The 24,734-nt window shown below is 70.2% G+C and carries 23 protein-coding genes; 13 read left to right on the top strand and 10 right to left on the bottom strand.

Annotated features, from left to right (window positions below; translation table 11 throughout):
- Positions 1 to 56 precede the first annotated feature (56 nt).
- The 3 genes from ACOZ32_RS08880 (at position 57) to ACOZ32_RS08870 (ending at position 2,153) form a co-directional block, all read left to right on the top strand.
- Positions 57 to 698, top strand: coding sequence for a nitroreductase family protein (locus ACOZ32_RS08880; RefSeq protein WP_136361284.1), 642 nt, complete (start codon positions 57 to 59; stop codon positions 696 to 698).
- A 54-nt stretch (positions 699 to 752) separates the two neighbouring features.
- Complete coding sequence (locus tag ACOZ32_RS08875) at positions 753 to 926, top strand: hypothetical protein (RefSeq protein ID WP_285271351.1); 174 nt, start codon at positions 753 to 755, stop codon at positions 924 to 926.
- Between the two features lie 126 nt (positions 927 to 1,052).
- A complete protein-coding gene (locus ACOZ32_RS08870) occupies positions 1,053 to 2,153 on the top strand; it encodes an NADH:flavin oxidoreductase/NADH oxidase (protein ID WP_010902659.1) in 1,101 nt (366 codons plus the stop codon).
- A gap of 16 nt (positions 2,154 to 2,169) precedes the next feature.
- Here ACOZ32_RS08870 and ACOZ32_RS08865 read toward each other — a convergent pair whose 3' ends face one another.
- The 3 genes from ACOZ32_RS08865 to ACOZ32_RS08855 form a co-directional block, all read right to left on the bottom strand.
- The gene (locus tag ACOZ32_RS08865) at positions 2,170 to 2,562 is read right to left on the bottom strand and encodes a Zn-ribbon domain-containing OB-fold protein (protein WP_136361279.1); all 393 of its coding nucleotides are present in this window, start codon (positions 2,560 to 2,562) and stop codon (positions 2,170 to 2,172) included.
- The gene (locus ACOZ32_RS08860; protein ID WP_205251681.1) at positions 2,559 to 3,710 is read right to left on the bottom strand and encodes a thiolase C-terminal domain-containing protein; all 1,152 of its coding nucleotides are present in this window, start codon (positions 3,708 to 3,710) and stop codon (positions 2,559 to 2,561) included. The genes ACOZ32_RS08865 and ACOZ32_RS08860 overlap by 4 nt, the downstream gene beginning before the upstream one ends.
- Positions 3,711 to 3,787: 77 nt before the next feature.
- Entirely contained in the window at positions 3,788 to 4,804 is a 1,017-nt protein-coding gene (locus ACOZ32_RS08855; RefSeq protein ID WP_136361278.1) for an LLM class flavin-dependent oxidoreductase, read from the bottom strand.
- A 116-nt stretch (positions 4,805 to 4,920) separates the two neighbouring features.
- Here ACOZ32_RS08855 and ACOZ32_RS08850 point away from each other — a divergent pair, with 116 nt between their 5' ends.
- The 7 genes from ACOZ32_RS08850 to ACOZ32_RS08820 all read left to right on the top strand — a co-directional run bounded on the left by ACOZ32_RS08850 (position 4,921) and on the right by ACOZ32_RS08820 (position 14,456).
- Positions 4,921 to 6,456 carry a protein kinase gene (locus tag ACOZ32_RS08850; RefSeq protein WP_229373415.1) on the top strand — a complete coding sequence of 512 codons (1,536 nt, stop codon included), beginning with the start codon at positions 4,921 to 4,923 and terminating at the stop codon, positions 6,454 to 6,456.
- Positions 6,453 to 7,172 carry a hypothetical protein gene (locus ACOZ32_RS08845; protein ID WP_010902654.1) on the top strand — a complete coding sequence of 240 codons (720 nt, stop codon included), beginning with the start codon at positions 6,453 to 6,455 and terminating at the stop codon, positions 7,170 to 7,172. Before ACOZ32_RS08850 ends, ACOZ32_RS08845 begins: the two co-directional genes overlap by 4 nt.
- Positions 7,173 to 7,239: 67 nt before the next feature.
- Entirely contained in the window at positions 7,240 to 8,388 is a 1,149-nt protein-coding gene (locus ACOZ32_RS08840; RefSeq protein ID WP_012289248.1) for a hypothetical protein, read from the top strand.
- A 96-nt stretch (positions 8,389 to 8,484) separates the two neighbouring features.
- Positions 8,485 to 9,636, top strand: coding sequence for an iron ABC transporter substrate-binding protein (locus ACOZ32_RS08835; RefSeq protein WP_205251680.1), 1,152 nt, complete (start codon positions 8,485 to 8,487; stop codon positions 9,634 to 9,636).
- A 2-nt stretch (positions 9,637 to 9,638) separates the two neighbouring features.
- Positions 9,639 to 11,252, top strand: a complete 1,614-nt coding sequence (locus ACOZ32_RS08830) for an ABC transporter permease (protein ID WP_010902650.1) — start codon at positions 9,639 to 9,641, stop codon at positions 11,250 to 11,252.
- A complete protein-coding gene (locus ACOZ32_RS08825; protein WP_424335147.1) occupies positions 11,245 to 12,378 on the top strand; it encodes an ABC transporter ATP-binding protein in 1,134 nt (377 codons plus the stop codon). The genes ACOZ32_RS08830 and ACOZ32_RS08825 overlap by 8 nt, the downstream gene beginning before the upstream one ends.
- Positions 12,378 to 14,456, top strand: coding sequence for an ArnT family glycosyltransferase (locus tag ACOZ32_RS08820; RefSeq protein WP_424335146.1), 2,079 nt, complete (start codon positions 12,378 to 12,380; stop codon positions 14,454 to 14,456). Before ACOZ32_RS08825 ends, ACOZ32_RS08820 begins: the two co-directional genes overlap by 1 nt.
- Here the strand turns inward: ACOZ32_RS08820 and ACOZ32_RS08815 are convergent.
- Positions 14,425 to 15,114, bottom strand: a complete 690-nt coding sequence (locus ACOZ32_RS08815) for a dolichyl-phosphate hexose transferase (RefSeq protein WP_010902647.1) — start codon at positions 15,112 to 15,114, stop codon at positions 14,425 to 14,427. The genes ACOZ32_RS08820 and ACOZ32_RS08815 overlap by 32 nt on opposite strands.
- A gap of 115 nt (positions 15,115 to 15,229) precedes the next feature.
- On the opposite strand from ACOZ32_RS08815, the gene ACOZ32_RS08810 reads away from it, so the two are divergent.
- On the top strand, positions 15,230 to 15,844 hold the full coding sequence (locus tag ACOZ32_RS08810) for a response regulator (RefSeq protein ID WP_205251677.1): 615 nt from the start codon (positions 15,230 to 15,232) through the stop codon (positions 15,842 to 15,844).
- On the top strand, positions 15,834 to 18,131 hold the full coding sequence (locus ACOZ32_RS08805; protein WP_424335145.1) for an ATP-binding protein: 2,298 nt from the start codon (positions 15,834 to 15,836) through the stop codon (positions 18,129 to 18,131). The genes ACOZ32_RS08810 and ACOZ32_RS08805 overlap by 11 nt, the downstream gene beginning before the upstream one ends.
- A gap of 5 nt (positions 18,132 to 18,136) precedes the next feature.
- Here ACOZ32_RS08805 and ACOZ32_RS08800 read toward each other — a convergent pair whose 3' ends face one another.
- Positions 18,137 to 19,372, bottom strand: a complete 1,236-nt coding sequence (locus tag ACOZ32_RS08800) for an aminotransferase class V-fold PLP-dependent enzyme (RefSeq protein WP_424335144.1) — start codon at positions 19,370 to 19,372, stop codon at positions 18,137 to 18,139.
- Between the two features lie 113 nt (positions 19,373 to 19,485).
- Here ACOZ32_RS08800 and ACOZ32_RS08795 point away from each other — a divergent pair, with 113 nt between their 5' ends.
- Positions 19,486 to 20,586, top strand: coding sequence for an iron transporter (locus ACOZ32_RS08795; protein ID WP_205251675.1), 1,101 nt, complete (start codon positions 19,486 to 19,488; stop codon positions 20,584 to 20,586).
- On the opposite strand, the gene ACOZ32_RS08790 is transcribed toward ACOZ32_RS08795, so the two are convergent.
- The 5 genes from ACOZ32_RS08790 to ACOZ32_RS08770 form a co-directional block, all read right to left on the bottom strand.
- A complete protein-coding gene (locus ACOZ32_RS08790; RefSeq protein WP_205251674.1) occupies positions 20,556 to 22,007 on the bottom strand; it encodes a hypothetical protein in 1,452 nt (483 codons plus the stop codon). The genes ACOZ32_RS08795 and ACOZ32_RS08790 overlap by 31 nt on opposite strands.
- Positions 21,991 to 22,263, bottom strand: coding sequence for a hypothetical protein (locus ACOZ32_RS08785; protein ID WP_010902641.1), 273 nt, complete (start codon positions 22,261 to 22,263; stop codon positions 21,991 to 21,993). The genes ACOZ32_RS08790 and ACOZ32_RS08785 overlap by 17 nt, the downstream gene beginning before the upstream one ends.
- A gap of 69 nt (positions 22,264 to 22,332) precedes the next feature.
- A complete protein-coding gene (locus ACOZ32_RS08780; protein WP_424335143.1) occupies positions 22,333 to 22,854 on the bottom strand; it encodes a hypothetical protein in 522 nt (173 codons plus the stop codon).
- A complete protein-coding gene (locus ACOZ32_RS08775; RefSeq protein WP_424335142.1) occupies positions 22,844 to 24,523 on the bottom strand; it encodes a sodium/proline symporter in 1,680 nt (559 codons plus the stop codon). The genes ACOZ32_RS08780 and ACOZ32_RS08775 overlap by 11 nt, the downstream gene beginning before the upstream one ends.
- Positions 24,507 to 24,653, bottom strand: coding sequence for a hypothetical protein (locus ACOZ32_RS08770; protein ID WP_010902638.1), 147 nt, complete (start codon positions 24,651 to 24,653; stop codon positions 24,507 to 24,509). Before ACOZ32_RS08770 ends, ACOZ32_RS08775 begins: the two co-directional genes overlap by 17 nt.
- Between the last annotated feature and the right edge of the window lie 81 nt (positions 24,654 to 24,734).

The following is a 24,734-nucleotide window of genomic DNA, read 5'->3' as shown; positions in this document are numbered from 1 at the left end:
GGCGGGACTCTCCGTCGCCGCCACGTAACTAAGTGCTGGCCCCGTACCGGGTGGTAATGGCTGACGCCGACCGCACAACCGACGCTGACGCGCTCATCGATGGCCTCCGAACGCGGCGCTCCGGACACAACTTCGACCCGGACGCCGACATCGACGACGACACGCTCACCGAGCTCATCCGGGACGCGACGCTCGCGCCGTCGTCGTACAACCTCCAGCCCTGGGAGTTCGTCGCCGTTCAGGACGACGACCGCCTCGCCGAGCTCGCCGAGATCGCCTACGACCAACAGCACATCGTGGACGCCGGCACGGCGATCCTGGTCGCCGGCCACACCGATCCGAAGACCGCCGACCGCGTCTTCGAGGAGTGGGTCGACGCCGGGCGCTTCGACGCCGACACCGGCGCCGAGCTCAAGTCCCAGACGGTCGCCAGCTACGAGAGCGACCAGGCCGGCCGCGACTACGCCGTCCGGAACGCCAGCCTCGCCGCCCAGAACCTCCTGCTGTCGGCGCACGCCCGCGGACTCACCGCCACGCCGATGTCCGGGTTCGACTTCGAGGCCGCCGCCGAGTTCGCCGGGCTGCCCGCCGACACGGTGCCCGTGGTGCTGATCGCGGTGGGTCCCAGCGGCGGCGAGGAACCCGACCGCCTCCCGCGGCGCAGCGTCGACGAAGTCCTGCACCGCGAGTCGATGTAACGTGTCGGCGCAGTAACCACGCCGCTTACAGTTGCTGGGTCCGTTCCCGTGTGTATGCCAGACACGTACGTGGATGCGGAGGTCGAAGTCGACGTTGACTCCGCCGAACTGGAGGTCGAAGCCGGCGACGAGGAGACCTTCGAGGCGGCGCTGACCGCGCCGGGACTCGACATCGAGGTCGAGGCCGAGGTACAGGTCGCCGACGAAGACCACGAGTCGGACGCCTAACAGCCGGCCGCGTCGCGGTGTGTGACCGCCACACCGCAACCAGCAATTTCCGCCGCGAACCGGCGGAAGGCGGCAAGCACCGAGTGCTTCACCACCGCTAAACGCCACGGGCGGGTACCGTGGTGTATGGCAGACAGCTTTTCGCCACTGGAGCTCCGAGACACGACGATCCGCAACCGGTTCGCCATGTCGCCGATGTGCCAGTACTCCTGTGAGGACCGCGACGGCCTCGCGACCGACTGGCACCGCGTCCACCTGGGGTCGCGGGCGGTCGGCGGCGCCGGCGTCGTGATGACCGAAGCCACCGCCGTCGAGGAGCGCGGCCGCATCTCCCCCGAGGACCTCGGCATCTGGAGCGACGAGCACGGCGAGGCGCTGGCACCCGTCGCCGAGTTCATCAGCGACCAGGGCGCGACGCCCGCCATCCAGCTCGCCCACGCCGGCCGAAAGGCCGGTACCGCGCGCATCTGGGGCGACGACAGCGGCCCCGTCCCGCTCGACGAGGGTGGCTGGGACCCGGTCGCACCGAGCGCCGATCCCTACCCCTACGAGGACGACGAGCGCGACACCCGGAAGCTCTCCACGGCGGACATAGAAGACGTCGTGGAGGCGTTCCGCGACGCCGCGCGGCGCGCCAACGAGGCCGGCTTCGAGGTCGCGGAGATCCACGCCGCCCACGGCTACCTCATCCACCAGTTCCTGTCGCCGGTGTCGAACCACCGCGACGACGAGTACGGCGGCAGCTTCGAGAACCGCACGCGGCTGGCCCGCGAAGTCACGTCGGCGGTCCGCGAGGAGTGGCCCGACGACAAGCCCGTGTTCGTGCGCATCTCCGCGACCGACTGGATCGACGACCGCGACTCCTGGACCGTCGAGGAGTCCGTCCAGCTCGCTGACGACCTGCACGCGCTGGGCGCGGACCTGATCGACGTCTCCACCGCCGGCATCCACCCCGACCAGGACATCCAGTCCGGCGGGCCCAACTACCAGCTGCAGTTCGCCGAGCGCATCAACGCCGACACCGAGCGCGACGTCGCCGTCGGCACCGTGGGCGGCATCCAGAGCGCCGAGCAGGCCGACGCCATCGTGCGCAACGACCGCGCCGACCTCGCGATCGTGGGTCGGGAGTTCCTCCGCGATCCGTACTTCCCCCTGCACGCCGCCCGCGAACTCGGCCGCGAGGACGCCGCCGACGTGCCCCCGCAGTACCGCCGCGGGTTCCAGTGATACGCGCCCGGGGACGTCACGCCGGCTCGAAGCGGTAGCCGTCCCAGCGCTGGCTCTCGGGCTCGCGGATGCCCGCGCCGGGCGCCCGGAGTTCAGCGCAGTAGACGGGGTCGACCGCGGCCCCGATTTCGATGCCGTCGGCCGTCGTGAGCTGGCCGAGCGCGCGCACCGCCTCGCCGTCCACCTCGAACTCGACGATGGCGAGGTGGTTCGGCTCGCGCACGCCCGGCGGCGTCGCCGTCGACGTGGTCCACGTCACGACCTCGCCGGTGCGCTCGGCGAGATCGACGGTCTCGGTCTGTGGGGCACCACAGTCCGGACACCGCGCGTGTCCGGGGTAGCTCAGGTGGCCGTTCTCGCAGCGGTGCGCGTCGAGGCCTGGCTCGGTGCTGTCGTGGTCGTCGCTCATGGCTGTTCGAGGATGGTGGTGGTCACGCAGTTGCCGAACCCGCCGACGTTGCACGCCAGGCCGACCTCGGCGTCGACCTGCCGGTCGCCCGCGGTTCCGAGCAACTGCTGGTAGAGTTCGTACGCCTGTGCGACGCCGCTGGCGCCCAGCGGGTGGCCCTTCGACTTGAGGCCGCCCGAGGTGTTGATCGGGAGGTCGCCGTCGCGGTCGGTGACGCCGTCCCGGACGGCTTTCCAGCCCGCGCCCTTCTCGAAGAACCCGAGATCCTCGCTCTGCAGGAACTCCAGGATGGTGAACATGTCGTGGAGTTCGGCCACGTCGATGTCGGCGGGGCCACGACCCGCTATCTCGTAGGCCTGCTCCGCGGACTCGACGACCCCGCGCATCGTCGTGGGGTCGTCGCGCTCGTGGACGACGTGGGTGTCGGTCGCACCCGCAACCCCCGAGATCACGACGTAGTCGTCGGTGTACTCCGCGGCGACGGATTCCGGGCACAGCACCAGCGCGGCGCTGCCGTCCGTGATGGGGCAGAAGTCGTACAGCCGCAGCGGGTCCGCGACCATGGGGGAGTCCAGGACCGTCTCTAAGTCGACTTCCTTGCGGAACTGCGCGTGGGGGTTGTCGAGGCCGTTGCGGTGGTTCTTGACCGCGACTTTGCCGAGGCTCTCGCGTGGCGCGTCGTACTGGGCGAGGTATTTCCGGGCGGTCAGCCCCGCGAAGCTCGGGAGCGTGACGCCGTGCTTGTACTCCACGGGGTGGGTAAGACTCGCGATGACGTCCGTGGCCTCGCCGGTCGTTCGGTGGGTCATCTTCTCGCCGCCGACCAGCAGCGTCAGGTCGCTCGCGCCCGACGCCACGGACTGCCAGGCGGCGTAGATGCCGGCACCGCCGGAGGAACTGGTCTGGTCGATGCGAGCCGTGTACGCCGGCATCGCGGCGAGATCGTGGGCCAGCGCGTTCGGCACACCGGTCTGTCCCTCGAACTCGCCGCTCGCCATGTTCGAGACGTAGAGGTGGTCGACGTCGTCGCCGTCCACGCCGGCGTCGGTGAGCGCGGCGTCGCCGGCCTCCGCGAGGAGCGCCAGCAGCCACGCGTCCCGGTCGCCGAACGCGGTCATCGACGCGCCGATGATTGCTACGCGGTCCATGGGTTGACTGTCGGCCACCCCGACTATTTACTTTTGCACCGACGCCCGCGGTCGTCGGTCCGCCCGAACCCGGGTGGTCAGAGTCCGACGGCGTCGGCAAGCAGCTCGTGGGAGCGCAGCGCCGCGTCGTGGTCCGGGACGATCTGCTGGACCATGACCTCCTCGACGCCGACGCGGTCCGCCAGCTGTTCGAACAGCCCAGCCAGCGTCTCCGGGCTGCCCGAAATCGCGCGCGGCCAGTCCCCTTCGGGAAGCGTCTCGGGGGTGGGATCGGGCACGCCCCCGAGTTCGTCGATGGCTTCCTCGACGCCCGGGGTGGTGCCGACCGTGCCGCGTTTCATGCGCTGGTAGGACGCCTCGGCGGACGCCCGCCGTCGCGCCGCGGCCGCATCGGTGTCCGCACAGACGGCGTTCACCGCGACCATGCCGGTTGGTTCGTCGACGCCACCGGGCAGCGTGGACGCGGTGAACGACTCCCGGTAGACGTCGAACGCGCGGGTCGCGAACTGTGGGCGGATGAACGCCGCGAAACAGTACCGCAGCCCGAGTTCGCCGGCGATGGCAGCACTGGACGGACTGGATCCCAGGAGCCACGGCTGTGGCGGCTCGTCGTCGCCACCGGGGACCGCGATCCCGCTGTACGCGTGGTCCTCGGGGAAGTCGTCGTGGAGGTGGCCGAGGACCGCTTTGACTGCGTCCGTGTGGTCGCCGTCCGGATCCGAGGAGTGGCGGTCGGTTTCGAGCGCGCGGTCGACCGCGGGCGAGCCGTTGGCCCGTCCCAGGCCGGCGTCGACGCGGCCGGGTGCGAGCCCGTCGAGCGCGCCGAACTGTTCGGCCACCTTCAGCGGGCTGTAGTGGTTCACCAGCACCGCCCCCGATCCCAGGCGGATTCGGTCGGTTTCGGCGGCTAGGTGCCCCAGCAGGACTTCCGGGGTGGTGCCGGCAAGCGTCTCCATGCCGTGGTGTTCGGCGACCCAGAAGCGTTTGTAGCCGAGATCGTCGGCCTGTTGGGCCGCCGCGACGGTGTTGGCGTAGGCGTCGGCGGCAGTGCCGCCGTCCGGGACCGGAGACAAGTCGACAACGGAGAGGTCCATGCCAGTGCTCGGGCGCTCCGCGAGAAAACAATTCGCCTACCAGCAGGGATCGGCGACACCGGCTGAAAGCCAAACGTTGACGTGCAATGCACACGAGGGTACGGTCGACAGAGCCGATGTCGCCACAGCGCCACGACGTCGATCCGGGTGCGGTCGCACACCACCGGGGGGCAGTCGACACCGACGACGTTGCCGAGCTCGCCGAGCGATTGCACAGCGCGGACGCCGACGAGCGCTCGGGGGCCGCCTGGCGGCTGGTTGAGGCGGCCGGAACGGAGCCGACGGCGGTTCGCGCCCATCTCGAAGCGATCGTGGCGCGCGCCGACGACGAGGACGTGTGGGTTCGACGCGGGGTGACCTGGGTGATCGCGGAGCTCGCCGAGCGCCAGCCCGACGCCCTCTCGATGAAGTTCTCGGAGCTCGTGGCGCTCACGGACGCCGACGACGAGCTGGTGCGCCAGAACGGCGCGGTGGCGGTCGCCGGCGTGACCAAGCGCTACCCCGAGCGCGCGACCGCGGGGTTGTCGACGCTCGCGTCGCTGACCCACGATGCCGACCCGTTGTTGGCGCGGTACGCCGAGGACGCCGTCGCGGAGGTGGCGGCGGAGATCGCGGCGCGCGCCGAGGACGCCGGCTATCCGATGCTCGTTCGCACCACCGCCGAGTACGCGGCGTTGCTGCCCGACGACCTCACGGTGGTGACCACCGACGACAGCGAGGACGGGCCGCCGGATCCGGTATCGGTGTCGTTCGGGGCGGATGCTCCGGTGGCCGTTGATGCCGCCGACCGCGGTGACGAGAGTGCGGCCCCCGGTCACCCGCCTGCAGAGGTCCCGGATGCCCCTTCGGTGGGGGTCTCACAGGCGGATCTCACGCCCGGCCTGGAGCTGCGGGAGACCGTGTTGACGACCGACTTCCGGGCGACCATCACCGACGACACCCTGGAGCACGGGCTGGTGACGCTGCGCCGGCTCAACGCAGCCACGGCGAACGGGACCGACAGCCGGGTGGTGGAGGCGTTCCAGCGCGCGCTCAAGCGGTGGGCCGCCGTCGACGAATACCCCCACATCGAGCGCGTGCTGGGGACCGGGGACACGTGGATCGCCACGCGATACGACGGCGCGGAGACGCTGGCCCGCCGGGGGCCGCCGGCGACGCTGAGCGAGGCACAGTGGGTGGTCGACCGGGTGACGCGGGCGGTGAGCTACGCGCACGCTCGGGGCGTCGTTCACGGCGGCCTGCATCCGGGTGCGGTGCGGTTCGTGGAGACGTCGGTCGGCGCGTGGGACGCCCCCGTGGTGGCCGACTGGGGGTTCGCGCACGCAGCGAGCGGCCACCACAGCCCCCCGATCCCTGCGGGGTTCGCGGCCCCCGAACACCACGACCCGGCGTCGTACGGGCGCTTCGATCAGTCCACGGACGTCTTCGGACTGGGGGCGCTGGCGTACTTCCTGGTGACCGGTGTCTCGCCGCGCGGCGGCGACGGGGTGGTGCCGGCCGCCCAGCAGAACCCGGCGCTGCCCGAGCGCGTCGACAGCCTCTTCGAGCGGTCGCTGGCGACCAGCAAGCAGGCGCGCTTCGAGACGGTGCTCGATTTCCAGGCGGCCTTCGACGAGTGCGTGGCCGACCTCCCCGGGGCGTGGCCGGCATGACGGCCGCCGCGCCCGGTCGCGTCCTGGACGCGGTGGCGTTCACGGGGAACGGGTTGGTTGTGGTCGCGGGCGTGGCGTTCACCTACTACGCGGCCCGGAACTACGCCCTTGATCGCCTCGAAGCGCACCGCGATTTCTGGGGGTATCTGACCTACGTCGGGATCGCACTGGCCCTGTTCGGCGGCTGCGGGGTGGCCGAGGTGGTCGGGGTCGGCGGCCGGATCGTGGTGGCGTGCCGCGATCTGGCGTTGCTGTTCGGGATCGTGTTCGTGTCGTTTTCGCTGCGGGAGGTGTATTACGCGAGCGCGCTGGCTCCGGGACCCGGGGAGCGGGCGGTGTCGCTGCCGACGCTGCGGGCCATCGAGTTCGGGTTCGTGGTTGTGATCGCGGTGGAGTGGGTGGCCGTGGTGTTCGTCGGCGGTGGCGCGACAACGGGCATCCTGCGTGGGTGCGTGGCCATCGCGTTCGCCGCCTACGGGGTGGTGTTCAGCGAGCGACTGGAGGGGCTGGCACACGGCACGGCGGTGGACACGCTGCGCCGGCATCTGGTGTTCGTGTTGGTGGCGGCAACGGGGGTTGCGGTGGTCGACGTGTTGGCGTTGGGGCTGCCGGGAGTGGCCGCCGACAGCGCCCGGTACGTCTTCGTGGTGTTGCTCGCCGGGTTCGTGGTGCCGCCGACGATCCGCCTCCAGCAGTCTGTCGCCGGTGTGACGTAATCCCCCGGGAGGGGCGCCGAGACACCGACACACACTTTAGGCCAGCCTAAATAGTGGCTGCCAATAGATGACCCAGGACATCTGTGTGATCGTGCCAACGATCCGGGAGTACGAGTGCATGCGGTCGTACTTCGAGAACGCCCGCCAGCACGGCTTCGACCTCGATCGGCTGTTCGTCGTGCTCGTCACCGAGGATTTCTGTGACACCGACAGCATGCGCGACCTACTCGCCGCGGAGGATGTCGCGGGTGCCGTCTTCGATGGGGCCGCGCGCGAGCAGTGGTACGACGACCACGACATCGGCGAGTACGACCACCTCGTGCCCGCCGCCAGCCACGCACAAACGTCGTTCGGACTGCTGTACATGTGGGCCCACGACTTCGAGTACGGCGTGTTCATCGACGACGACACGCTGCCACACGACGAGTGGGACTTCTTCGGCCGCCACCTGGAGAACCTCCACCACGAGGGGCCCGTCGAGTCGGTGTCCTCGGACGAGCGCTGGGTGAACGTCCTCTACCAGTCCGACTCGGCGCTCTACCCACGGGGGTATCCGTACGCCGCGATGGACGAAACGACGACCACCGGACAGGCCGAGACCGACCACGTCGTCGCCTCACAGGGGCTGTGGACGAACGTGCCCGACCTCGACGCCGTGCGGATCCTGATGGACGGCGATCTCCGCGGGCAGGCACAGACCCGTACCGAAACGGCGGATTTCGACCGCGACTTCGTCGCCGCCGAGGGCGACTACCTCACGGTGTGTTCGATGAACCTGGCGTTCCGCCGGGAGGTCATTCCGGCGTTCTACCAGTTCCCGATGGACGACAACGCCTGGGACGTCGGGCGCTTCGACGACATCTGGAGCGGGGTGGTGTTGAAACGCGCCGCCGACGTCGTCGGGGGTGACATCTACAACGGTGCGCCGCTGTGCGAGCACAACAAGGCACCGCGCTCGACGTTCGACGACCTCGCCAACGAGGTCGCGGGGCTCGAACTGAACGAGCACTTCTGGGAGGAGGTCGCGGCCGCTGATCCGGCCACGGAGACGTACGCCGGCGTGGCCGAGGCGGTGGGCCGCCGCCTCGCCGACGGGGAGTACGACAGCTACAACAACGGGGCGTTCCTCAACGAGTGTGGGGAGTATCTGCTGGACTGGGTGGCCTGCCTGGACGCGCTGGCGGACCGCGAGATCGCGGCGGCCGCCGGCGACTGACAGCCCACCACGTCGGGTCGTGTGGATGGCCCACAATCACAGCCTCCGGGACTGAATCGGTAGGTATAAGCGGTTTAGGCGAGCCTAATTTTGAGTATGTCCGAGGAATCCGGATTCCGCCGTCGAACGTTCCTTGCAGCAACTGGTGCGGCGACGCTCAGCGGTCTTGCAGGCTGCAGCGGCATGCTCGGCTCCAACAGCAGCACCGACGACCGACCGGGGATCGGTGACTTCCGGGGCTCGGGCGCGATCGTCCAGGACCGCCCCGCTCCCGGGGGCGAATCCATCGCTGACCTCCCGGATCTCGAAGGCGAACTCTCGATCTATCTGGGCGGCGGCGAGGGCGGGCGCTACGTCGCGCTTATCGACCTCATCAACCAGTACTACGACGACTTCAGCGCCACCCAGCAGACCCAGCGCTCCTCACAGCTCGCAAACAACATCGTCACCGAGTACGAGAACGACACCATGCAGGCCGACGTCTTCTGGTCCATTGACGCCGGCTCGCTGGCGTACGTCGCGTCGAACGGCGCGACACGAACGCTCTCCAGCGGAACCCGGGACCCCGTCCTCTCAGAGCAGTTCACCACCGAACACTGGGTTGGTCTCGCGGGGCGCTCCCGGGCGGTCCCGTACAACACCAACCAGTTCAGCGAATCTGACATCCCCAACAGCGTCGACGCCTTCACGACCGCCGACCGGTTCCAGGGCACGCTCGGCTGGGCACCCACCTACGGCGCGTTCCAAGGGTTCGTCACCGCCATGCGGCAGCTCCGCGGCGACGAAGCAACCCGCGAGTGGCTCACCAGCATGCGCGGCCAGACCCCAACCCGGTACAGAAACGAGTACCAGGCCGTCTCGGAAGGCATCACCAACGGTGAAGTGGGTGCCGGGCTTACGAACCACTACTACCCGATGCTCGTGTTCGCCGACCGCCCGGACGCCCCGCTGGACCTCGCGTTCACGCAAAACGACGCCAGCTCGCTGGTCAACACGGCCGGCGCGAGCGTGCTCAAGGGCGCCGACGACCCCGAGCTCGCGGAGTTGTACATCCGCCACCTGCTGTCCGCCGAAGCCCAGGAGTTCCTGGCGACCCGCGGGTTCGCGTTCCCCATGATCGACGGCGTCGACCCGGTCGGCCCGCTGCCGTCCATCGCGGAGCTCTCGCCGCCGGAGATCGACCTGCAGTCGCTGTCGGACGTCCAGCCCACGGTCAAACTGCTCAAAGACGTCGGCATCCTCTCGTAACGATGGCTGCACGCGAGCGACTCGCCCGCATCCGGAGCGCTGTCGTCAGCGGCGACGACGACGAACCGGGGCTGTCGCTCGCAGTGCTTGCGGGAGCCGTCGCAGCGTTCGTGTCCCTGCCCCTGGCTGGCCTGCTCGTGCGCGCGTCGAACTACGGGCTGGGACACTTCCTCGACGTCTTCGCCGACACCAGCAGCCTTGACGTGCTGGTGAACAGCCTCTCGCTGGTTGGCCTGGTGACGGTGGGCTGTGTGCTCGTGGGCGTTCCGCTTGCCGTGTTGACCGTGCAGACCGATCTGCCCGGCCGCCGCGCGTGGACGATCATCGCCGCGCTCCCGCTGGTCGTGCCCAGCTACATCGGCGCGTTCACGTTCGTCTCGGCGTTCGGCCCCCGGGGCGATCTCGCGGGCGCGCTCGGCGTGATCGGCATCGAGCGCATCCCCTCGATCTACGGGCTCCACGGCGCCGCACTCGTGCTCATCCTGTTCACGTATCCCTACGTGTTCCTCACAACGCGGGCGGCGCTGCTGTCCTTCGACGGCACACTGGTCGAGGCCGCGCGCACGTTGAACCACTCGCGGTGGCAGGCGTTCCGCCGCATCACGGTGCCACAGATACTGCCCGGTGTGGCGGCCGGTGGGCTGCTGGCGGCGCTGTACGCGCTCTCGGATTTCGGCACGCCGTCGATCATGCGCTACGAGGTGTACACCCAGCAGATCTTCGTCGCCCAGGGCAGCCTGGGGGTGCCCGAGGGGTATCCGGCGCTGCTGTCGATCCAGTTGCTGGCCGTGGTGGCGGTCGTGCTCGCGCTCGAATCCCGCATCGGCGACGGCGACACCGCCTACGTCTCTCGGGGTGCCAGCCAGCCCGGCCGGGTGTCCCTCGGCGTGTGGAAGTGGCCGGCGTTGGCGTTCTGCACCGCCATCGCGGTGCTGTCGCTGGGCGTCCCGCTGGGGGTGCTTGCGTGGTGGTTCCAGCGGGCCGGGGACGCCATCTTCGAGTTCGATCCGATGATCGCGTGGAACTCGCTGAAGGTGGCGGTGGCTGCGGCGGGGGTGGCGACGGTGCTCGCGTTGCCCGTCGCCGGATACGCCGCACGGTCGTCCTCGCGGCTGTCGATGGTCTCCGACCGGCTCACGTACGTTGGGTACGCCATCCCCGGGGTCGTGATCGCGCTGTCGCTGGTGTTCCTGTCCACGGAGTTCGTGCAGTCGCTGGTCAAGACGGTGCCGCTGCTCGTGTTCGCGTACGTGGTGCGGTTCCTCCCACAGGCCGTCGGATCCGTTCGGTCCTCGGTCCTCCAGGTGGACCCGAAGCTCACCGAGGCCGCGCGCACGCTGGGCCGGTCGTCGACGGACGCGTTCCGGTCGGTGACGCTGCCGCTGATCGCGCCCGGCGTTGCGGCGGGCGCGGCGCTCGTGTTCCTCACCACGATGAAGGAGCTGCCGGCGACACTGATGCTCCGTCCGATAGGTTTTGAAACCCTGGTGTCGTACATCTGGCTGGTTCGGGGAGCCGGGTCGTACGGCGCTGCTGCGGTGCCCGCGCTGGTGCTCGTGGGCGTCTCAGCGCTGTCGATGGTTGTGATCCTCGCACAGGAACGATACAATGGCTGAATCAGCTTCCAGACGCCACGCCGACGATACGTCCAGATCGACCGCCGAGTTCTCGGACGCCGACACGGTCCTCGAACTCGACGGTGTGACAAAGGAGTACGGCGCCGAAACCGCTGTGCGTGATCTCTCGCTGTCCGTTCGGGAGGGGGAGCTCCTCACGCTGCTGGGGCCGTCGGGCTGCGGGAAGACCACGACGCTGCGGATGCTCGCGGGCCTGGAGCGGCCCACCGGCGGCACCATCGAACTCGACGCCCAGCGGGTCGCCGGGCCGGACACGTTCGTCGCCGCCGAGGACCGCGAGATCGGCATCGTGTTCCAGGATTTCGCGCTGTTCCCGCATCTCTCCGTGGCGGAGAACGTGGCGTTCGGGCTGACCGACCGCGACGAGGACGCGACCGCTGCCCGCGTCGATGAGATGCTCGCGCTCGTGGACATGCCCGAGATGGGGGATCGCTCCGTCGACCAGCTCTCGGGCGGCCAACAGCAACGCGTGGCCGTCGCGCGCAGCCTCGCGCCCGAGCCGGACATCCTCCTGCTCGACGAGCCGTTCTCGAACCTCGACGTTCGGCTGCGCGTGGAGATGCGCGAGGAGGTGCGGCGCATCCTCAAGGAGGCCGGCGTCACCGCCGTGTCGGTCACCCACGACCAGGAGGAGGCGCTGTCGATCTCCGACCGCGTCGCCGTCCTCAACGGCGGCTGCATCGAGCAAGTCGGTGATCCCGAGGCCGTGTTCGAGCACCCCGAGTCCCGGTTCGTCGCGTCCTTCCTGGGGCAGGCGGCGTTCCTCTCGGCGCGCGTCGGCAGCGACACCGTCGACACCGCCGTGGGGTCGTACGACCGCGCGCTCCTGGCGGGGCTGACCGACGGCTACCAGGGCGCGATGGTTGACGTGCTCGTGCGCCCCGACGACCTGCGCGCCGCGCCCGTGGCCGACGCCACCGGTGCCGGCAACGGCACGATCGTGAAACGGCAGTACACCGGGCCGTCGTTCATCTACCACGTGGAACTGGACAACGGCGACGTGGTGCGGTGTCTGCACAACCACGCGGACAACATGGCGATCGGCGAGCCGGTGGCCGTCTCCCTGGTCAGCGACCACGCCCTGGCCTGGTACCCCACGGAGTGATGGTGCGGCTCCGTCGCGCGGTGTGGTCGCGCCCGCTCGTGGTGGCCGCGCTCGCGGCGGCCGCGGCGGTGGTGGCGTTCGCCACCGCCACGCTCGTGTTTCCGTACCGGTCGTTGAACCACGACGAAGCCGTCTACCTCCAGCAGGCCGCACTGTTGCTTGACGGACGACTGTTCCTGCAGCCGCCGGTCGCCGACGCGTTCCGGCCGTGGTTTTTCGTCTCCTCGCCGCGGGGGCTGTATTCGAAGTACGCGCCCGTGACCGCGGCGATCTACGCCGCCGGCCGGCTGGCCGGTGACTACCAGTACGCGCTGTCGGCGGTGGCGGCGGGCAACGTCGCGCTCCTCTACGGGGTGGTGCGAGACGCCTGGGACCACCGCACGGCGGCCGTCGCCGCGGTGTCGCTGCTGGCGTCACCGCTGTTCGTCGTGCAGTCGGGGGTGTTCCTTCCGTACGCGCCGACGACGCTGTTGAACCTCGCGTTCGCGTTCGCGTACTTCCGCGCCGAACGCACCGACAGCACCGTGTGGGCGGGCGTCGCCGGCGTCGCTGTCGGGCTGGCGTTCTTCGCGCGGCCGTACACGGCGGTGCTGTTCGCAGCGCCGTTCATCGCACACGCGGGCTGGACGCTGTGGGCGGCCGCGCCGGCGTGGCCCGACTGCCTGGCGCGCCGCGCCGCCACCGCAGGGTTGGGGGCGGCCGGCGTCGCCGTGGCGCTGGGCTACAACGCCGTCGTGACCGGTGATCCGCTGGTGTTCCCCTACGAGGCGTTCGCCCCCCTGGACGGGCTGGGGTTCGGCCACCGTGAGATCCTCGGCTACGACCAGTTGTACACGCTCTCGCTTGCGCTGCGGTCGAACGCCGAGGTGGTCGGGTCGTTCCTCCGCAACTGGGCGCCGTTCGGCGCGCTCGGCAGCGTGCTCGCGGTGGTCGGCGGTGCCGTCGTGGCGCGCCGCGAGGCGTGGACGTGGCGGCGCGCCGTGCTCGGCGGCGTCGCGGTGAGCGTGTGTGGCGGCAACCTCGCGTTCTGGGGGAACCGCAACATCCTCGGCAGCCTCCCCGATCACACGGACGGGCTGATCCACGCCCTGGGGCCGTACTACCATTTCGACGCGCTGGTGCCGGTGAGCGCGTTCGCCGCCGTGGGCGTGCTGGCGGTCGTGGATCGCGCGCGCCATGCCGCGGTGGCCCGCGTCGATGCGGAGGCGGCCGCTGCTGTGGCGGGCGCGGTCGTGCTCGTTGCCGCCGCGGTGCTCGGCGCAAGCGCCGTGGCTGCGACGGCCCCACCGGTCGCGGAGAACACCGACGTGACCGCCAACTACGCGGCCGCCTACCAGCCCTTCGAGCCGTCGCCGCCGGAGAACGCCGTGGTGTTCGTGCCGGACCCCTACGGGAACTGGCTGAACCATCCGTTCCAACCGCTCCGCAACACGCCCGGGTTCGACGGGCCGACCGTGTACGCCGCCGGGGACCGGGCCCCAGCGGTTGCGGCCGCCTACCCGGACCGCGACCTCTACCGGTACACGTATCGGGGGGCGTGGTCGCCCCAGGGTGATACCCCCGTCGAGCCGGTGCTGCGGGAGGTGTCGCTAGTCACGGGTGAGGCGGTCACGGCGACGGCGTCGTTCGGCGTGCCGTCCTGGACGGCGGGCGCGACTGTGACCGTGACCGCGGGCGGCGAGCGCGCCCACTACGCGCTGACGGGCGTGGACAACCGCAGTCGGGCGACAGTCGACATGCATGTGACCGACGGGCGCGTCACGCTCAGCGGGCCGGTGGCGGGGGCAGACGCTGATTCGGTGCCGGTCAACGGGTCCACGGTCTCCATGTCGGTGCTCGTCGATGGCGGGTACGGTGCCGGGTTCAGATACCGAGTCGAGTTGCCGGTGTCGACGGCCGGCCAGCAGTACCGGGCGGTGACGCCGTCGCGGTCGCTGTGCACTGACCTCCAGGTGTGTGGGGGGCCGTCGTCGACGTACGTCCCCGGCAGCGGCCCCGAGGGGGCGTGGATCAACGTGTCGGTGGCAACCGGCCGCCGGACGGCGGCTACGGGAGGCGTTCCTCGGCGCAGACTTTGAGGATCGAGCCGAGGATCTCCGCGCCGCCCTCCAGGGGGTCGAGTTTCGTGTCGCCGAGGCGGTCGGCGTACCCGATGGGTTCCTCGATGACGTCGTAGTTCCGGCACAGCGGCCGGATCAACAGCTCCGCCGAGAGGCCGGTGTTCTGCGTCCAGTCGATGGCGTCGATGACCGGCGCGCGGTAGGCCCGCATTCCGGTGGTGGTGTCGTGGACGCGCTCGCCGACGAGCAGCGACGTGATGGCGGCGAACGCGGCGTTCCCGAGGCGGTTGAACGCGGGCATCGTGTCGGCACCCCAGTAGAGGCGGTCGCCGCTGACCACGTCGTAGCCCTCGTTGATGCGCGCGAGGAACGCCGGGATGCGCTCCATGGGGTAGGTGTTGTCGCAGTCCGTGGTGATCACGACCGGCGTGTCCGCGGCGTCGAGGGCGGCGGCGACGGCGACGCCGTACCCCTGGGGCTCCTGTTCGATGACGGTGGCGCCGTGTTCGCGGGCGATCTCCGGGGTACGGTCGCTGGAGCCGTCGACGCAGACGACGCGTGCGCGGTCGTCGGTGGCGTCGGCGATGTCAGTGAGCACAGTGTCGATGGCGGCGGCTTCGTTGTACGTCCCCATTGCGACGGTCACGTCGTCGAGGGTGTACGACCGGTCGTGCATTGGCCCTGCGTAGCCCGCACAGCCATTTTAGGCTTGCCAAAAACGGGCTGTGGTGAAAAACCATAAATACGTTCACTCCCATCACCGCATGAGACACCGGAACGAGTTTCCAACAATGAGTGATGCCGACACGGATGCTACGACGGACGAGCACGACACCACTGTGCTCGTTGTCGACGACGAACGCGGGCTCGCAGATTTATACACAATCTGGCTCGAAGACGACTACGACGTCAAAACGGCGTACAGCGGAACTGAGGCGATCGACGCCATCGACCCCACCATCGATGTGGCACTGCTCGACCGCCAGATGCCGGACGTGTCCGGCGACGACGTGCTCGACGAACTCCGCGAGCGCGGGATCGAATGCCGGGTCGCAATGGTCACCGCAGTCGAACCGGAGTTAGACATCATCGACCTCGGGTTCGACGACTACCTCCAGAAGCCAGTCGACAGGGACACGCTGCTTGAGACGGTTGGACGGTTGCAGCGCCGGTCGACGTACGACGACACCGTCGCCGAGTTCTTCGCGGCAGCGCGCAAGCAAGCACTCCTCTCGGAGTCGGACGACCCGACGATCACCGACTCCGCGGAGTTCTCCGCCCTGGAATCGGACCTCGCGAGCCTCCGGGACGACCTCGACGACGTCGTCGCGGACTTCGACGACGCGGACTACGAGGTGCTGTTCCGGCAGCTATCGGGTCCCGACGGCGACACTGATGACGGGTAGCCGACGGGACGCCGCCACCGTCCTGGAGTCCGCGGCCGCAATCACCACCGCGACCAGCGTGGACCGCGTTTTCGACGCGCTCATCGAGGCGGTCGACGATGCGGTCGCGGCTCCCGCCTGCGTCGCCACCGCCGCCGCCGACGGGCTATCGGTCCACGGGTGGACCGGCGACGCCGATCCCGAGACGCTGGCCACCCAGCCGGCGGCCCGCGCCCTGGACTCCGGGACCGTCGTCCGCACCACCGCTCGCGACGCGGTCACGGTGCCGGTCGACGACCACGCAGTCGTGCAGGTGTTCCAGCCCCCCGCAGCCGGCGGCGACGACACCGTGGCAGTGCTCACGCAGCTCGCCGCCCACGCCACGAGCGCGATCCAGCGCCTCGACGCCCAGCGCCGCGCCGAGGCCAGCGAGCAGCGCTTCCACGCCCTCTTCGAGGCAGCCGACGACGCCCTCGTCCTGTACGGCATCGAAGACGGCACTCCGACCGCGATCACGCACGCCAACGAGTCGGCGAACGCGCTGTTCGAGCTGCCGGCACCCGGGCTGTGTGGGCACCGCCTCCCAACGCTCGTGGACGCGGCGGCCGACGCGTTCGCGCCGGGCAACAGCAGCCGCAGGATCACCACGACGGTGACCGCGACGGACACGGTGGTCACGGTCATCGTCCATCCGCTGCCGGCGGCCGACGGCGTCGACGCGTTCGCGGAGCTGCGGGACGTCACCGAGCACGTGGAGCGCGAGCGCGCGCTGACGAGCCTCCACGACGCCACCCGCCGGATGTTCGACACCGAAGACCGGGAAGCGATCGCGTCGATCGTGATCGACGCCGCAACGGCGCTCATCGACCTGCCCCACGTGGGCCTGTTCTTCGCGGACGCGGACGCGCTCGTGCCCGCCGCTGCGGCCGACGCCGTCACCGGCACCGATCTCCCGGCGTTGGAAGCCGGCGACAGCATCGCCTGGGAGGTCTACACCGACGGCACCCCACGGTGGGTGACCGAGGTGCCCTCCCACCCGAACGTCGCCAACGCTCGGACGAAGATCCAAGAGGAGTACCTGCTCCCGCTCGGTGACCACGGCGTCCTCATCGTCGGCGCCGAACGCTCGGGCGTTCTGTCGCGGCTGGACCGCGACCTCGCCGGCATCCTGGCGGCGAACGCCACCGCCGCCCTCGATCACGCGCGCCACGCGCGCCACCTCCGCGACCGGGAGACCGACCTCCGCAGGGAGCGCAACCGGCTGCACGCCCTGTTCGAGAACGTCCCCAGCCCCACGGCGAGCTTCGTCATCGAGGACGGTGCCCCCATCGTGCAGTCGGTCAACGACGCCTTCGAGACGGTGTTCGGGTGGACGGAAGCGGATCTCGCGGGCGAGAACATCGACGAGTACATCGTCCCCGCGGACACCCGCAGGGACGCCGCGGCGTACAACCGGAAGATGAAAGCCGGGGAGACGGTCAACGTCGAGGTCCAGCGCCGGATCACCGACGGCGTCCGCGACTTCCTGCTTGACGTCGCGCCGTTCCGACTGGCCGACCCCAGCGTGCACGGCTTCGCCGTCTACACCGACATCACGGACCGCAAGGAACGCGAGCGCGAGCTCGAACGCCAGAACGAGCGCTTGGAGGAGTTCGCGAGCATCGTCAGCCACGACCTCCGCAGCCCACTGAACGTGGCCCGCGGGCGGGTCGAGTTGGCCGAAGAGACGGGTGCCAGCGAGCACTTCGACCGCGCCACGCAGGCCCTCGACCGCATGGGCACGCTCATCGAGGACGTGTTGGCGCTGGCGCGCCACGGCAACAGCCTCGACGACACCACCGCGGTGGCGCTTGCCGAGGCCGCCACGGACGCCTGGCAGACCGTGGCCACGACCGCCGCCACCATCGAGGTCGCGGACCCACCGACGGTCCAAGCCGACCCGACCCGGCTCCGGTCCCTGCTCGAGAACCTCTTCCGGAACGCCGTCGAGCACGGACGCCCCGATGCGGGCGAGCCGCCGGTCGACGGCGCCCCGATCACCGTGACCGTCGGCGCGCTCCCGGACGCCGACGGCCCCGGGTTCTACGTTGCTGACGACGGCGTCGGCGTGCCGCCGGACCGACGCGACGTGGTCTTCGAATCCGGGACGACGTTCAGCGACACGGGAACCGGGTTCGGGTTGGCCATCGTCGAGAACGTCGCGGACGCACACGGGTGGCGGGTCACGCTCACCGACAGCGCCGACGGCGGGGCGCGCTTCGAGTTCCGCACCGACGGCACGCCGCCGGGCGCGCCCTTCCGGACGTAGGACGACTACGGCGGGTTCGTGTCGGTGTCCGGGGGCTGCTCGTGGGCGGCCGTCGAGAGCACGGTTTCGAGTTCGTCTACGGCCACCCAGATGTCCTCGTGGCTGACGTAGTACGGCGACGGCGCCACCCGCAGCACGTCCGGCGGCCGAACGTCGACCGCAACGCCGCGCGCATCGAGGGCGCGCGCGACGCTCTCGGCGTTGGGGTGGGTGAGCGCGACGTGGCCACCGCGGCGCTCGGCCGCACGCGGCGACCGCACGTGGCAGTCCGGCACGTGGGCGTCCACCAGCCCGATCACGTACCACGTCAACGCCACCGAGTGTGCGCGGAGCTCAGTGATCCCGACCGCCGTACCCACGTCCAGCGCGCCGAACAGCGGCGCGGCGGCGTACACGTCGACCGGTGTGTGTTGCCACTCGGCGGCGTGGGAGGCGGCCGCCCCCGTGGACGGTGGGTCGTCGGGGGTCAGCCACGCCGTGCGCGCCGGCGCGGAGATGTCGGCGTTGTCGTCGTGAACGAACAGCCCGGCGACGGCACCCGGGCCGGCGTTCAGGTAGCGGTGACTGGACCACACCCCGAAATCGACGCCGCTGCGGTGGAGCGTGTGGTCGACCACGCCCGCCGAGTGCGCCAGATCAAAGCCGACGTACGCGCCGTGACTGTGCGCGATCTCGGTGATCGCGTCGACAGCGAGCAGTTGGCCCGTCCACGGGCGCACGGACGGCAGGTACACGACCGCCGTGTCGTCGGTGACTGCGTCCGCGACCGCGGCCGGCGTGATGGCACCGGCGCTGTCCGCAGCCACGGTCACGACGGGGCTGGCCGGCTCCTCGCCGGTGGCACCCGCGGCACCCTCGGGGACCACCACGGTGTCGCCGTCGGCGGCACGCCGGAACCCGGCGACGAGCCGGCGCGCAATCGTCCTCGGCGACCCGCCGGCGGCGACACACTCCGACGGCTTCGCGCCGATGAGTCCCGCCACGCGATCCCCCAGCAGCTCGGCGTAGTCGGCCCACGCCGGCTCGGCGTTGGTCCACGCCCCGTCGCCACGGGCGCGCCACTGGTCGACCGCCCGCTGCAGTGTCGCCGCTGCGTCGTCACCGTGGGCCCCGAGCGTCGCGGCGGTCAACGCGACGCCGTCGCCGGGCGGCTCGAAGCGCTCCCGGAGCCCGGTGAGCGCGGCGTCCGCGTCCCGCATTCGCGCTGCCGACCGCGACGCGTCGAACGCCCCGTCGTCCATGCCTGCCTCCTGGGGTGTCAGACCAATAAACGTGGTGCCGGCTGGCACGCCCCCGCCGGCGTGGCCAGTGTTGGACCGGAACGCATACCTCCGCCGGTGCCCGTAGCACGCGTATGAACCGCCGCGCGTTCCTCACCGCAAGCGCCGGGCTTGGAAGCACCGCCGCGCTCGCAGGCTGCCTCGGCGCGCTTGGCTTCGAGCGCCAGTCGGCGTGGCGCGACCCGCCGCTCGCCGAGGACCGCCCGGACAGCGTGTACTATCCGGCGGTCGTCGAAGGCATGAGCGTCTACGGCACTGACAGCAGCGGTCGCGTCGGGTTCGCGCTCATGCACTCGTTCCCACACCGGTTCTGGACGGTCACCGGCACCGCACAGACCAAGGTGGTCGTCGACGCCGAGGACACCGTCCACCTGATGGCGACCGTCTGGGACACCGACTCCGGGGCGATCCTGCCGGTGGATCCCTCCATCACGATCACTGACGACGACGGTGCGACTGTCGGCACCACGACGCTCTGGCCGATGCTCTCCCCGAACATGGGGTTCCACTACGGGGACAACGTCGCGCTCCCGGGGTCGGGGACGTACGACGCCACGCTCACAGTCGGCCCGGTCGGCATCACGCGCACCGCGCCGTTCGGCGACGCGTTCGATACCGGCGCGTCCACGACCATCCCGTTCACGTTCGACCCGGCGGACACCTACAACCTCGAATACCGACGCCTCCGCGACCGGGCCGGTGACCCGGGGACCGTCGATTTGATGTCGACGGACGGGGTGCCGGAGCCGGTTGCGCCCGCGGAGTCGGCGCTGCCCGGCACGGTCCTCGGAGCGCCATCCGTCGACGGCATGGAGCTGGCGGTGTCCGTGGTGCGCGACGGCGCGCGGTTCGGTGCCGACGGCCAGCCGTACGTGGTGGTGTCCCCACGCACCCCGTACAACCGCATTCTCCTTCCGCGGATGGCGCTGTCACTGACCGCGACCGACGCCAGCGGTGTCACGCGCTTCGACGGCGCGCTGGCCCCCTCGATCGACCCCGACCTCGGTGCCTACTACGGCGCGCCGGTCGAGGGGCTTGCGGGCGGCGAGACACTCACGATCACCGTCGACACGCCGCCGCAGCTCGCGCGCCACGACGGCTACGAGACCGCGTTCCGGGCCGCCGGCGGCACGGCCACGGTATCCTACCCCACGAACGGCGGCACGGCACCCTGAAGCGACAGCAGCCACAGGCTGACGACGGTGTACCCGATCATCACGAGCACGAACGGGTACTGGCTTTTGATGGCAACCAGCCGCCGCGGGAACACGTCGTAGGCGGCGGTGTGTGCGGCCCACACCGCCAGCAGGTGCCCCGCGAGCACGAACGCGATGCTGGCGGCGTTGAACCAGCCCGGCGGTGACAACACCACGGGGTTCGGCGGCGGCACCAGCGGCGACGCGCTGACGGCAACCATCGCGGGGGCCAGCGAGACGGCCAGTGTGGCGTAGTGTGCCAGGTGGTAGCCGGCCGCGACCGCCAACAGCGGCGGCGCGAACCGCACCGCGAGCGCTCTGCTGGTGAGATACGTCCCCGAGAGCCGGCGCGACCACCGGCCCGCGTACAGGTACGCGCCCAAGAACACGGCGTAGCCGGCGAGGAACACCGCCGTGTACACGACGATCGCGCGGTTGGTGGTGGAGCCGGCCGGCAGCACGGCTGTGAGCGTTCGGATCGTCGTGTCGCCGGCTGTCGTCGTGATGAACCCGCTGTAGGTCAGCTCCCAGACGAGCCCGATGACGAACGCGATGTCCGAGCGGTCCGTGACGACGTCGGGGTCTTGGAGCCGGCTGCCGGGGAGCACGGCCCGCACCCGGTCGGGGTATCGCTGCACGATCCCGACGGCCCCGTAACACCGCAGCATCACCGACACCGGGTCGGCGTTGTGGAACCACGCCTCCGGCCCGACCAGCACCGCGCCGGCGACGGTCACCACGGAGTACACCACCAACACCGTTGCCAGCACCGACGGCACCGTGCTGATCGGGAACACGACTTCCACCCAGACCAACGCGAGCAGTCCACAGACGGCCGGCCACCGCTGGAGGGACGCCGGATACGTGATGAACCCCGACGGGAGCACGGTCGCGATCGCGCGCCACGGGTTCAGGATCGGCCACACGTTGCCCACGACGTACGACAGGATCGGGAGCGCGGCCCGCCCGCCGGCGAACGCGATCAGGATCGTGAAGCTCGCGGTCGGGAGCGCCGGCCCGGTGAACCCGAGGTACACCGCCAACACGAGCACGACCACGCCGAGCGTCCGGCCGCCCCACACGGCCAGCCGGCGCAGTCGGCCGGCCGACGGCAGCGGGTACGACCAGTCGTCGAGGCGCGCGATGAACGCGCGGTCGGTGACGAAACTCGCGAGCAACGCCGACGCCCCGATCGTCGCGCCGCCGGTCGCGAGGTACAACCACCGCGGCACCGCCAAGGTGTCTTTGGGGGACTTCGAGAGCGTGAGGCCGTTGGACGCCCCAACGGTGCCCGCCAGCGCCGCCAGCGCCACACACCACACCACGAACTGCGCGCCGATGCGGACCGCCGGCGTTCGCAGCACGCGCCCGACACCCTCCCAGTCAGGCGAGGATGGCATACATGATCAAGAACCCGAAGTACACGAGCACCAGCACTGCCAGCGCTCGGAGGCGGAACGACCGCAAGTCGTCTTCTTCGGCCAGGTATGCGTCTTGGAAGGCCGCCCGTTCGGCGTCGTCGATGCGCTGTGGGTGGTCGGTGCCCTTGTGTAAGGTCAGCCGCGTTGCCGACGGGAAGGGGCGCTGGCAGTACTCGCAGACGGCTGCCGGCGTCTCACCCGCGGGCACGGCGGTCGCGTGCTGTGCTGTCGTCATGGGGTCAGTATGCAGTGGCTAGCAGCCACCGGGTTGAAGATGTTCTGGTCGGGCGTGCTCGCCGGCGCGCTACGGTGCCAGCGGGCGCTCGTCGCCGGTGACGCTGTCCACGATCACGTCGCCGCCGTCGCGGGTCGCCAGCCAGAACAGCTTGTGCGCCGCGACCGGCGCCGACAGCTCGATCTCGGGGGCGGCACCCAGCGAATACGACCGCAGCGTCCACTTGAAGACGGCGTCGCGCGCCAGCGCCCGGGACTGCTCGCGGTCCACGGCGGGCGGCACCACGAGCACGTCGGCAAGCGTTCGGGTGGTCGTTTCGGGATGGGTGTCCGCGCGCAGCGGGAGCCTGCGGGCGCGGTCGAGGCTGACGACGTACTCGGTGTCGCGGTCGCCGAGGAACCGCCGGCTGATCGTGGCCGTGGCGCGGTAGACGAGATACGGATACGCGACCGCGCCGACACGCCCGGTTGCAGCCACCTCATCGCGGCTGATCGCGGGCGCGATCACGTCCAGCGTGGCGCGCTCGCGGATCCGTTGGTCGTCGTCACCCGCGGGGACCGATGGGATCGACCGGTCGCCGTCAGTCGTCATCCGTCCAGTAGTCGGTGTCGGCGACGTGGGACCGGATGCTGTCGTGTTCAGTGATCGGCGCCGGATCGGGGCGCCCGCCGTCGGTGGCGTACTCGCTGCCGTCGCCGTCGTCCTCGGTGATCGCCGCCAACGGCCGATGCATCATGTCGAACGCCTCCGAAACGTCGTCCTGGTCGGGCGGCGTTGTCAACAGCGACACAACCACGAGCACGACCGCGGACACCACGAACGCCGGGAACAGCCCGTACACGGTCAGCATCCCCGACACTGCTGGGTGGAAGCTGTTGACCGTCTCCGCCCCCAGAATGGTGGGCCACTGCGTCCACAGGATCATCGTCGCCGTGCCCGTGACCATGCTCGCGACTGCGCCCGCCGCGGTGACGCGGCGCCACCACAGCACGGCGATCAACAACGGCCCCAGCGCCGCGCCCAGCCCGCCCCACGCGTAGTTCAACACCAGCTCGTAGATCGGCGTGTTCCGGGCGACGTACGCGAACCCGATGGACGCGAACCCGATCGCGAGCGTGACGTACCGCGAGTACCGCACCAGCTGGGCTTCGGTTGCCTGCTCGTTCAGGAAGCCGTGGTAGACGTCCTCGACGACGGCGCTCGTCGCGACCAACAGCTGTGAGTCCGCACTCGACATCATCGCGGCCAGCGCCGCCGCCAACACGACGCCGGCGACCGCGCTCGGCAGCAGTTCCAGCGTCACCAGCGGCATCGCGTTGTCGGTGTTTTCGAGGCCGCCGAACTGCGTGAGTGCGTACAGTCCCACCAGCGCAGCGCCGATGTACGCGACGAACATGAACAGCTGTGCGACGACCGCCGCGGTGCGGACGTTGCGCACGCGGTCGATCCCCATGAACCGCACCATGATGTGTGGGTTCCCGGGGATGCCCAGCCCGACCGCGGCGTACGAGATGATGCCGAACAGCGCCGCCCAACCGGTCGCGCCGCCGGTGATGCTCGTCAGCGACGCGCCGTTGTCCATCGCCGCGAGGTCGGCGAACGGCAGCCCCCAAGTGGCGTACGCGATGATCGGCAGGATCGCGAACGCCGCGAGGATGATCGCGCCCTGGAAGTAGTCCGACCACGCCACCGCGAAGTAGCCGCCGAGCATCGTGTACCCGACGACGATGACGCCGCCCGCAACGATGCCCACCCACATGTCGACGCCTGTGAGCACGCGCAACAGCGTGCCGGCGGCGACGATCTGCGCGCCGACGTAGCTCCCCTCGAAGACGATCAACACGAACGACGACACCGCCTTCACGACGCCGGTGTCGTCGTTGAGTCGGGTCGCGAAAAACGTCGGCAGCGTCACCGCGCGCACGATCTCGCTGTACTTCCGGAGGCGCTTGGCCAACCCCGCCCACGCCGCGAGGTCCGCGGGGATCATGCCGACGCCGTTGTAGAACGCCATAATGCCCGTGGTGTAGGCGTCACCGGGCACGCCGAGCGTGAGCCAGCCGCTCATCTCCGAGGCGCGCTCGGAGAACCCCGTCACAACCGGGCCCACGTCGCGGCCGCCGATGACGTAATCCCCCACGGAGTCCATGAAGCGACTCGCCCAGACGCCGATCCCGATCAGCACCACGAGGTAGGCGGCGAACGCGCCCAGCACCCACGCGTTCGCGCTCCCGGCGAGCGCGTTACTCACTGTGGTCACCCGTGAGCCCGTATCGCTCTCGGAGCCGCCGCTCGCGGCGCCCCTCCCAAACGTAGTACACCACCAGCGCCACGAGGTAGGCGACGAACGGTGCGAACAGTCCGATCCAGTCGAGTGTCCCGACCGCCATGTTGTCAGCACTGAGAGTCGCCGAACCCTGAAAACCCTAACGTCGTGGGATAACTTCACCACGGCACGCGATTCAAATTGA

The sequence above is a fragment of the Halobacterium sp. MBLA0001 genome (assembly GCF_049705385.1).
Lineage (GTDB): Archaea > Halobacteriota > Halobacteria > Halobacteriales > Halobacteriaceae > Halobacterium > Halobacterium salinarum.
The sequence above is the reverse complement of the archived record's forward strand: the minus strand, read 5'-3'. Positions and strand labels throughout refer to the sequence as shown.

Excerpts from the sequence above, each read along its gene's own strand:
- ACOZ32_RS08880 (WP_136361284.1), top strand. The coding sequence starts at position 57 with ATGGCTGACGCCGACCGCACAACCGACGCTGACGCGCTCATCGATGGC.
- ACOZ32_RS08875 (WP_285271351.1), top strand. The coding sequence starts at position 753 with ATGCCAGACACGTACGTGGATGCGGAGGTCGAAGTCGACGTTGACTCC.
- ACOZ32_RS08870 (WP_010902659.1), top strand. The coding sequence starts at position 1,053 with ATGGCAGACAGCTTTTCGCCACTGGAGCTCCGAGACACGACGATCCGC.
- ACOZ32_RS08865 (WP_136361279.1), bottom strand. The coding sequence starts at position 2,562 with ATGAGCGACGACCACGACAGCACCGAGCCAGGCCTCGACGCGCACCGC.
- ACOZ32_RS08860 (WP_205251681.1), bottom strand. The coding sequence starts at position 3,710 with ATGGACCGCGTAGCAATCATCGGCGCGTCGATGACCGCGTTCGGCGAC.
- ACOZ32_RS08855 (WP_136361278.1), bottom strand. The coding sequence starts at position 4,804 with ATGGACCTCTCCGTTGTCGACTTGTCTCCGGTCCCGGACGGCGGCACT.
- ACOZ32_RS08850 (WP_229373415.1), top strand. The coding sequence starts at position 4,921 with ATGTCGCCACAGCGCCACGACGTCGATCCGGGTGCGGTCGCACACCAC.
- ACOZ32_RS08845 (WP_010902654.1), top strand. The coding sequence starts at position 6,453 with ATGACGGCCGCCGCGCCCGGTCGCGTCCTGGACGCGGTGGCGTTCACG.
- ACOZ32_RS08840 (WP_012289248.1), top strand. The coding sequence starts at position 7,240 with ATGACCCAGGACATCTGTGTGATCGTGCCAACGATCCGGGAGTACGAG.
- ACOZ32_RS08835 (WP_205251680.1), top strand. The coding sequence starts at position 8,485 with ATGTCCGAGGAATCCGGATTCCGCCGTCGAACGTTCCTTGCAGCAACT.
- ACOZ32_RS08830 (WP_010902650.1), top strand. The coding sequence starts at position 9,639 with ATGGCTGCACGCGAGCGACTCGCCCGCATCCGGAGCGCTGTCGTCAGC.
- ACOZ32_RS08825 (WP_424335147.1), top strand. The coding sequence starts at position 11,245 with ATGGCTGAATCAGCTTCCAGACGCCACGCCGACGATACGTCCAGATCG.
- ACOZ32_RS08820 (WP_424335146.1), top strand. The coding sequence starts at position 12,378 with ATGGTGCGGCTCCGTCGCGCGGTGTGGTCGCGCCCGCTCGTGGTGGCC.
- ACOZ32_RS08815 (WP_010902647.1), bottom strand. The coding sequence starts at position 15,114 with ATGCACGACCGGTCGTACACCCTCGACGACGTGACCGTCGCAATGGGG.
- ACOZ32_RS08810 (WP_205251677.1), top strand. The coding sequence starts at position 15,230 with ATGAGTGATGCCGACACGGATGCTACGACGGACGAGCACGACACCACT.
- ACOZ32_RS08805 (WP_424335145.1), top strand. The coding sequence starts at position 15,834 with ATGACGGGTAGCCGACGGGACGCCGCCACCGTCCTGGAGTCCGCGGCC.
- ACOZ32_RS08800 (WP_424335144.1), bottom strand. The coding sequence starts at position 19,372 with ATGGACGACGGGGCGTTCGACGCGTCGCGGTCGGCAGCGCGAATGCGG.
- ACOZ32_RS08795 (WP_205251675.1), top strand. The coding sequence starts at position 19,486 with ATGAACCGCCGCGCGTTCCTCACCGCAAGCGCCGGGCTTGGAAGCACC.
- ACOZ32_RS08790 (WP_205251674.1), bottom strand. The coding sequence starts at position 22,007 with ATGCCATCCTCGCCTGACTGGGAGGGTGTCGGGCGCGTGCTGCGAACG.
- ACOZ32_RS08785 (WP_010902641.1), bottom strand. The coding sequence starts at position 22,263 with ATGACGACAGCACAGCACGCGACCGCCGTGCCCGCGGGTGAGACGCCG.
- ACOZ32_RS08780 (WP_424335143.1), bottom strand. The coding sequence starts at position 22,854 with ATGACGACTGACGGCGACCGGTCGATCCCATCGGTCCCCGCGGGTGAC.
- ACOZ32_RS08770 (WP_010902638.1), bottom strand. The coding sequence starts at position 24,653 with ATGGCGGTCGGGACACTCGACTGGATCGGACTGTTCGCACCGTTCGTC.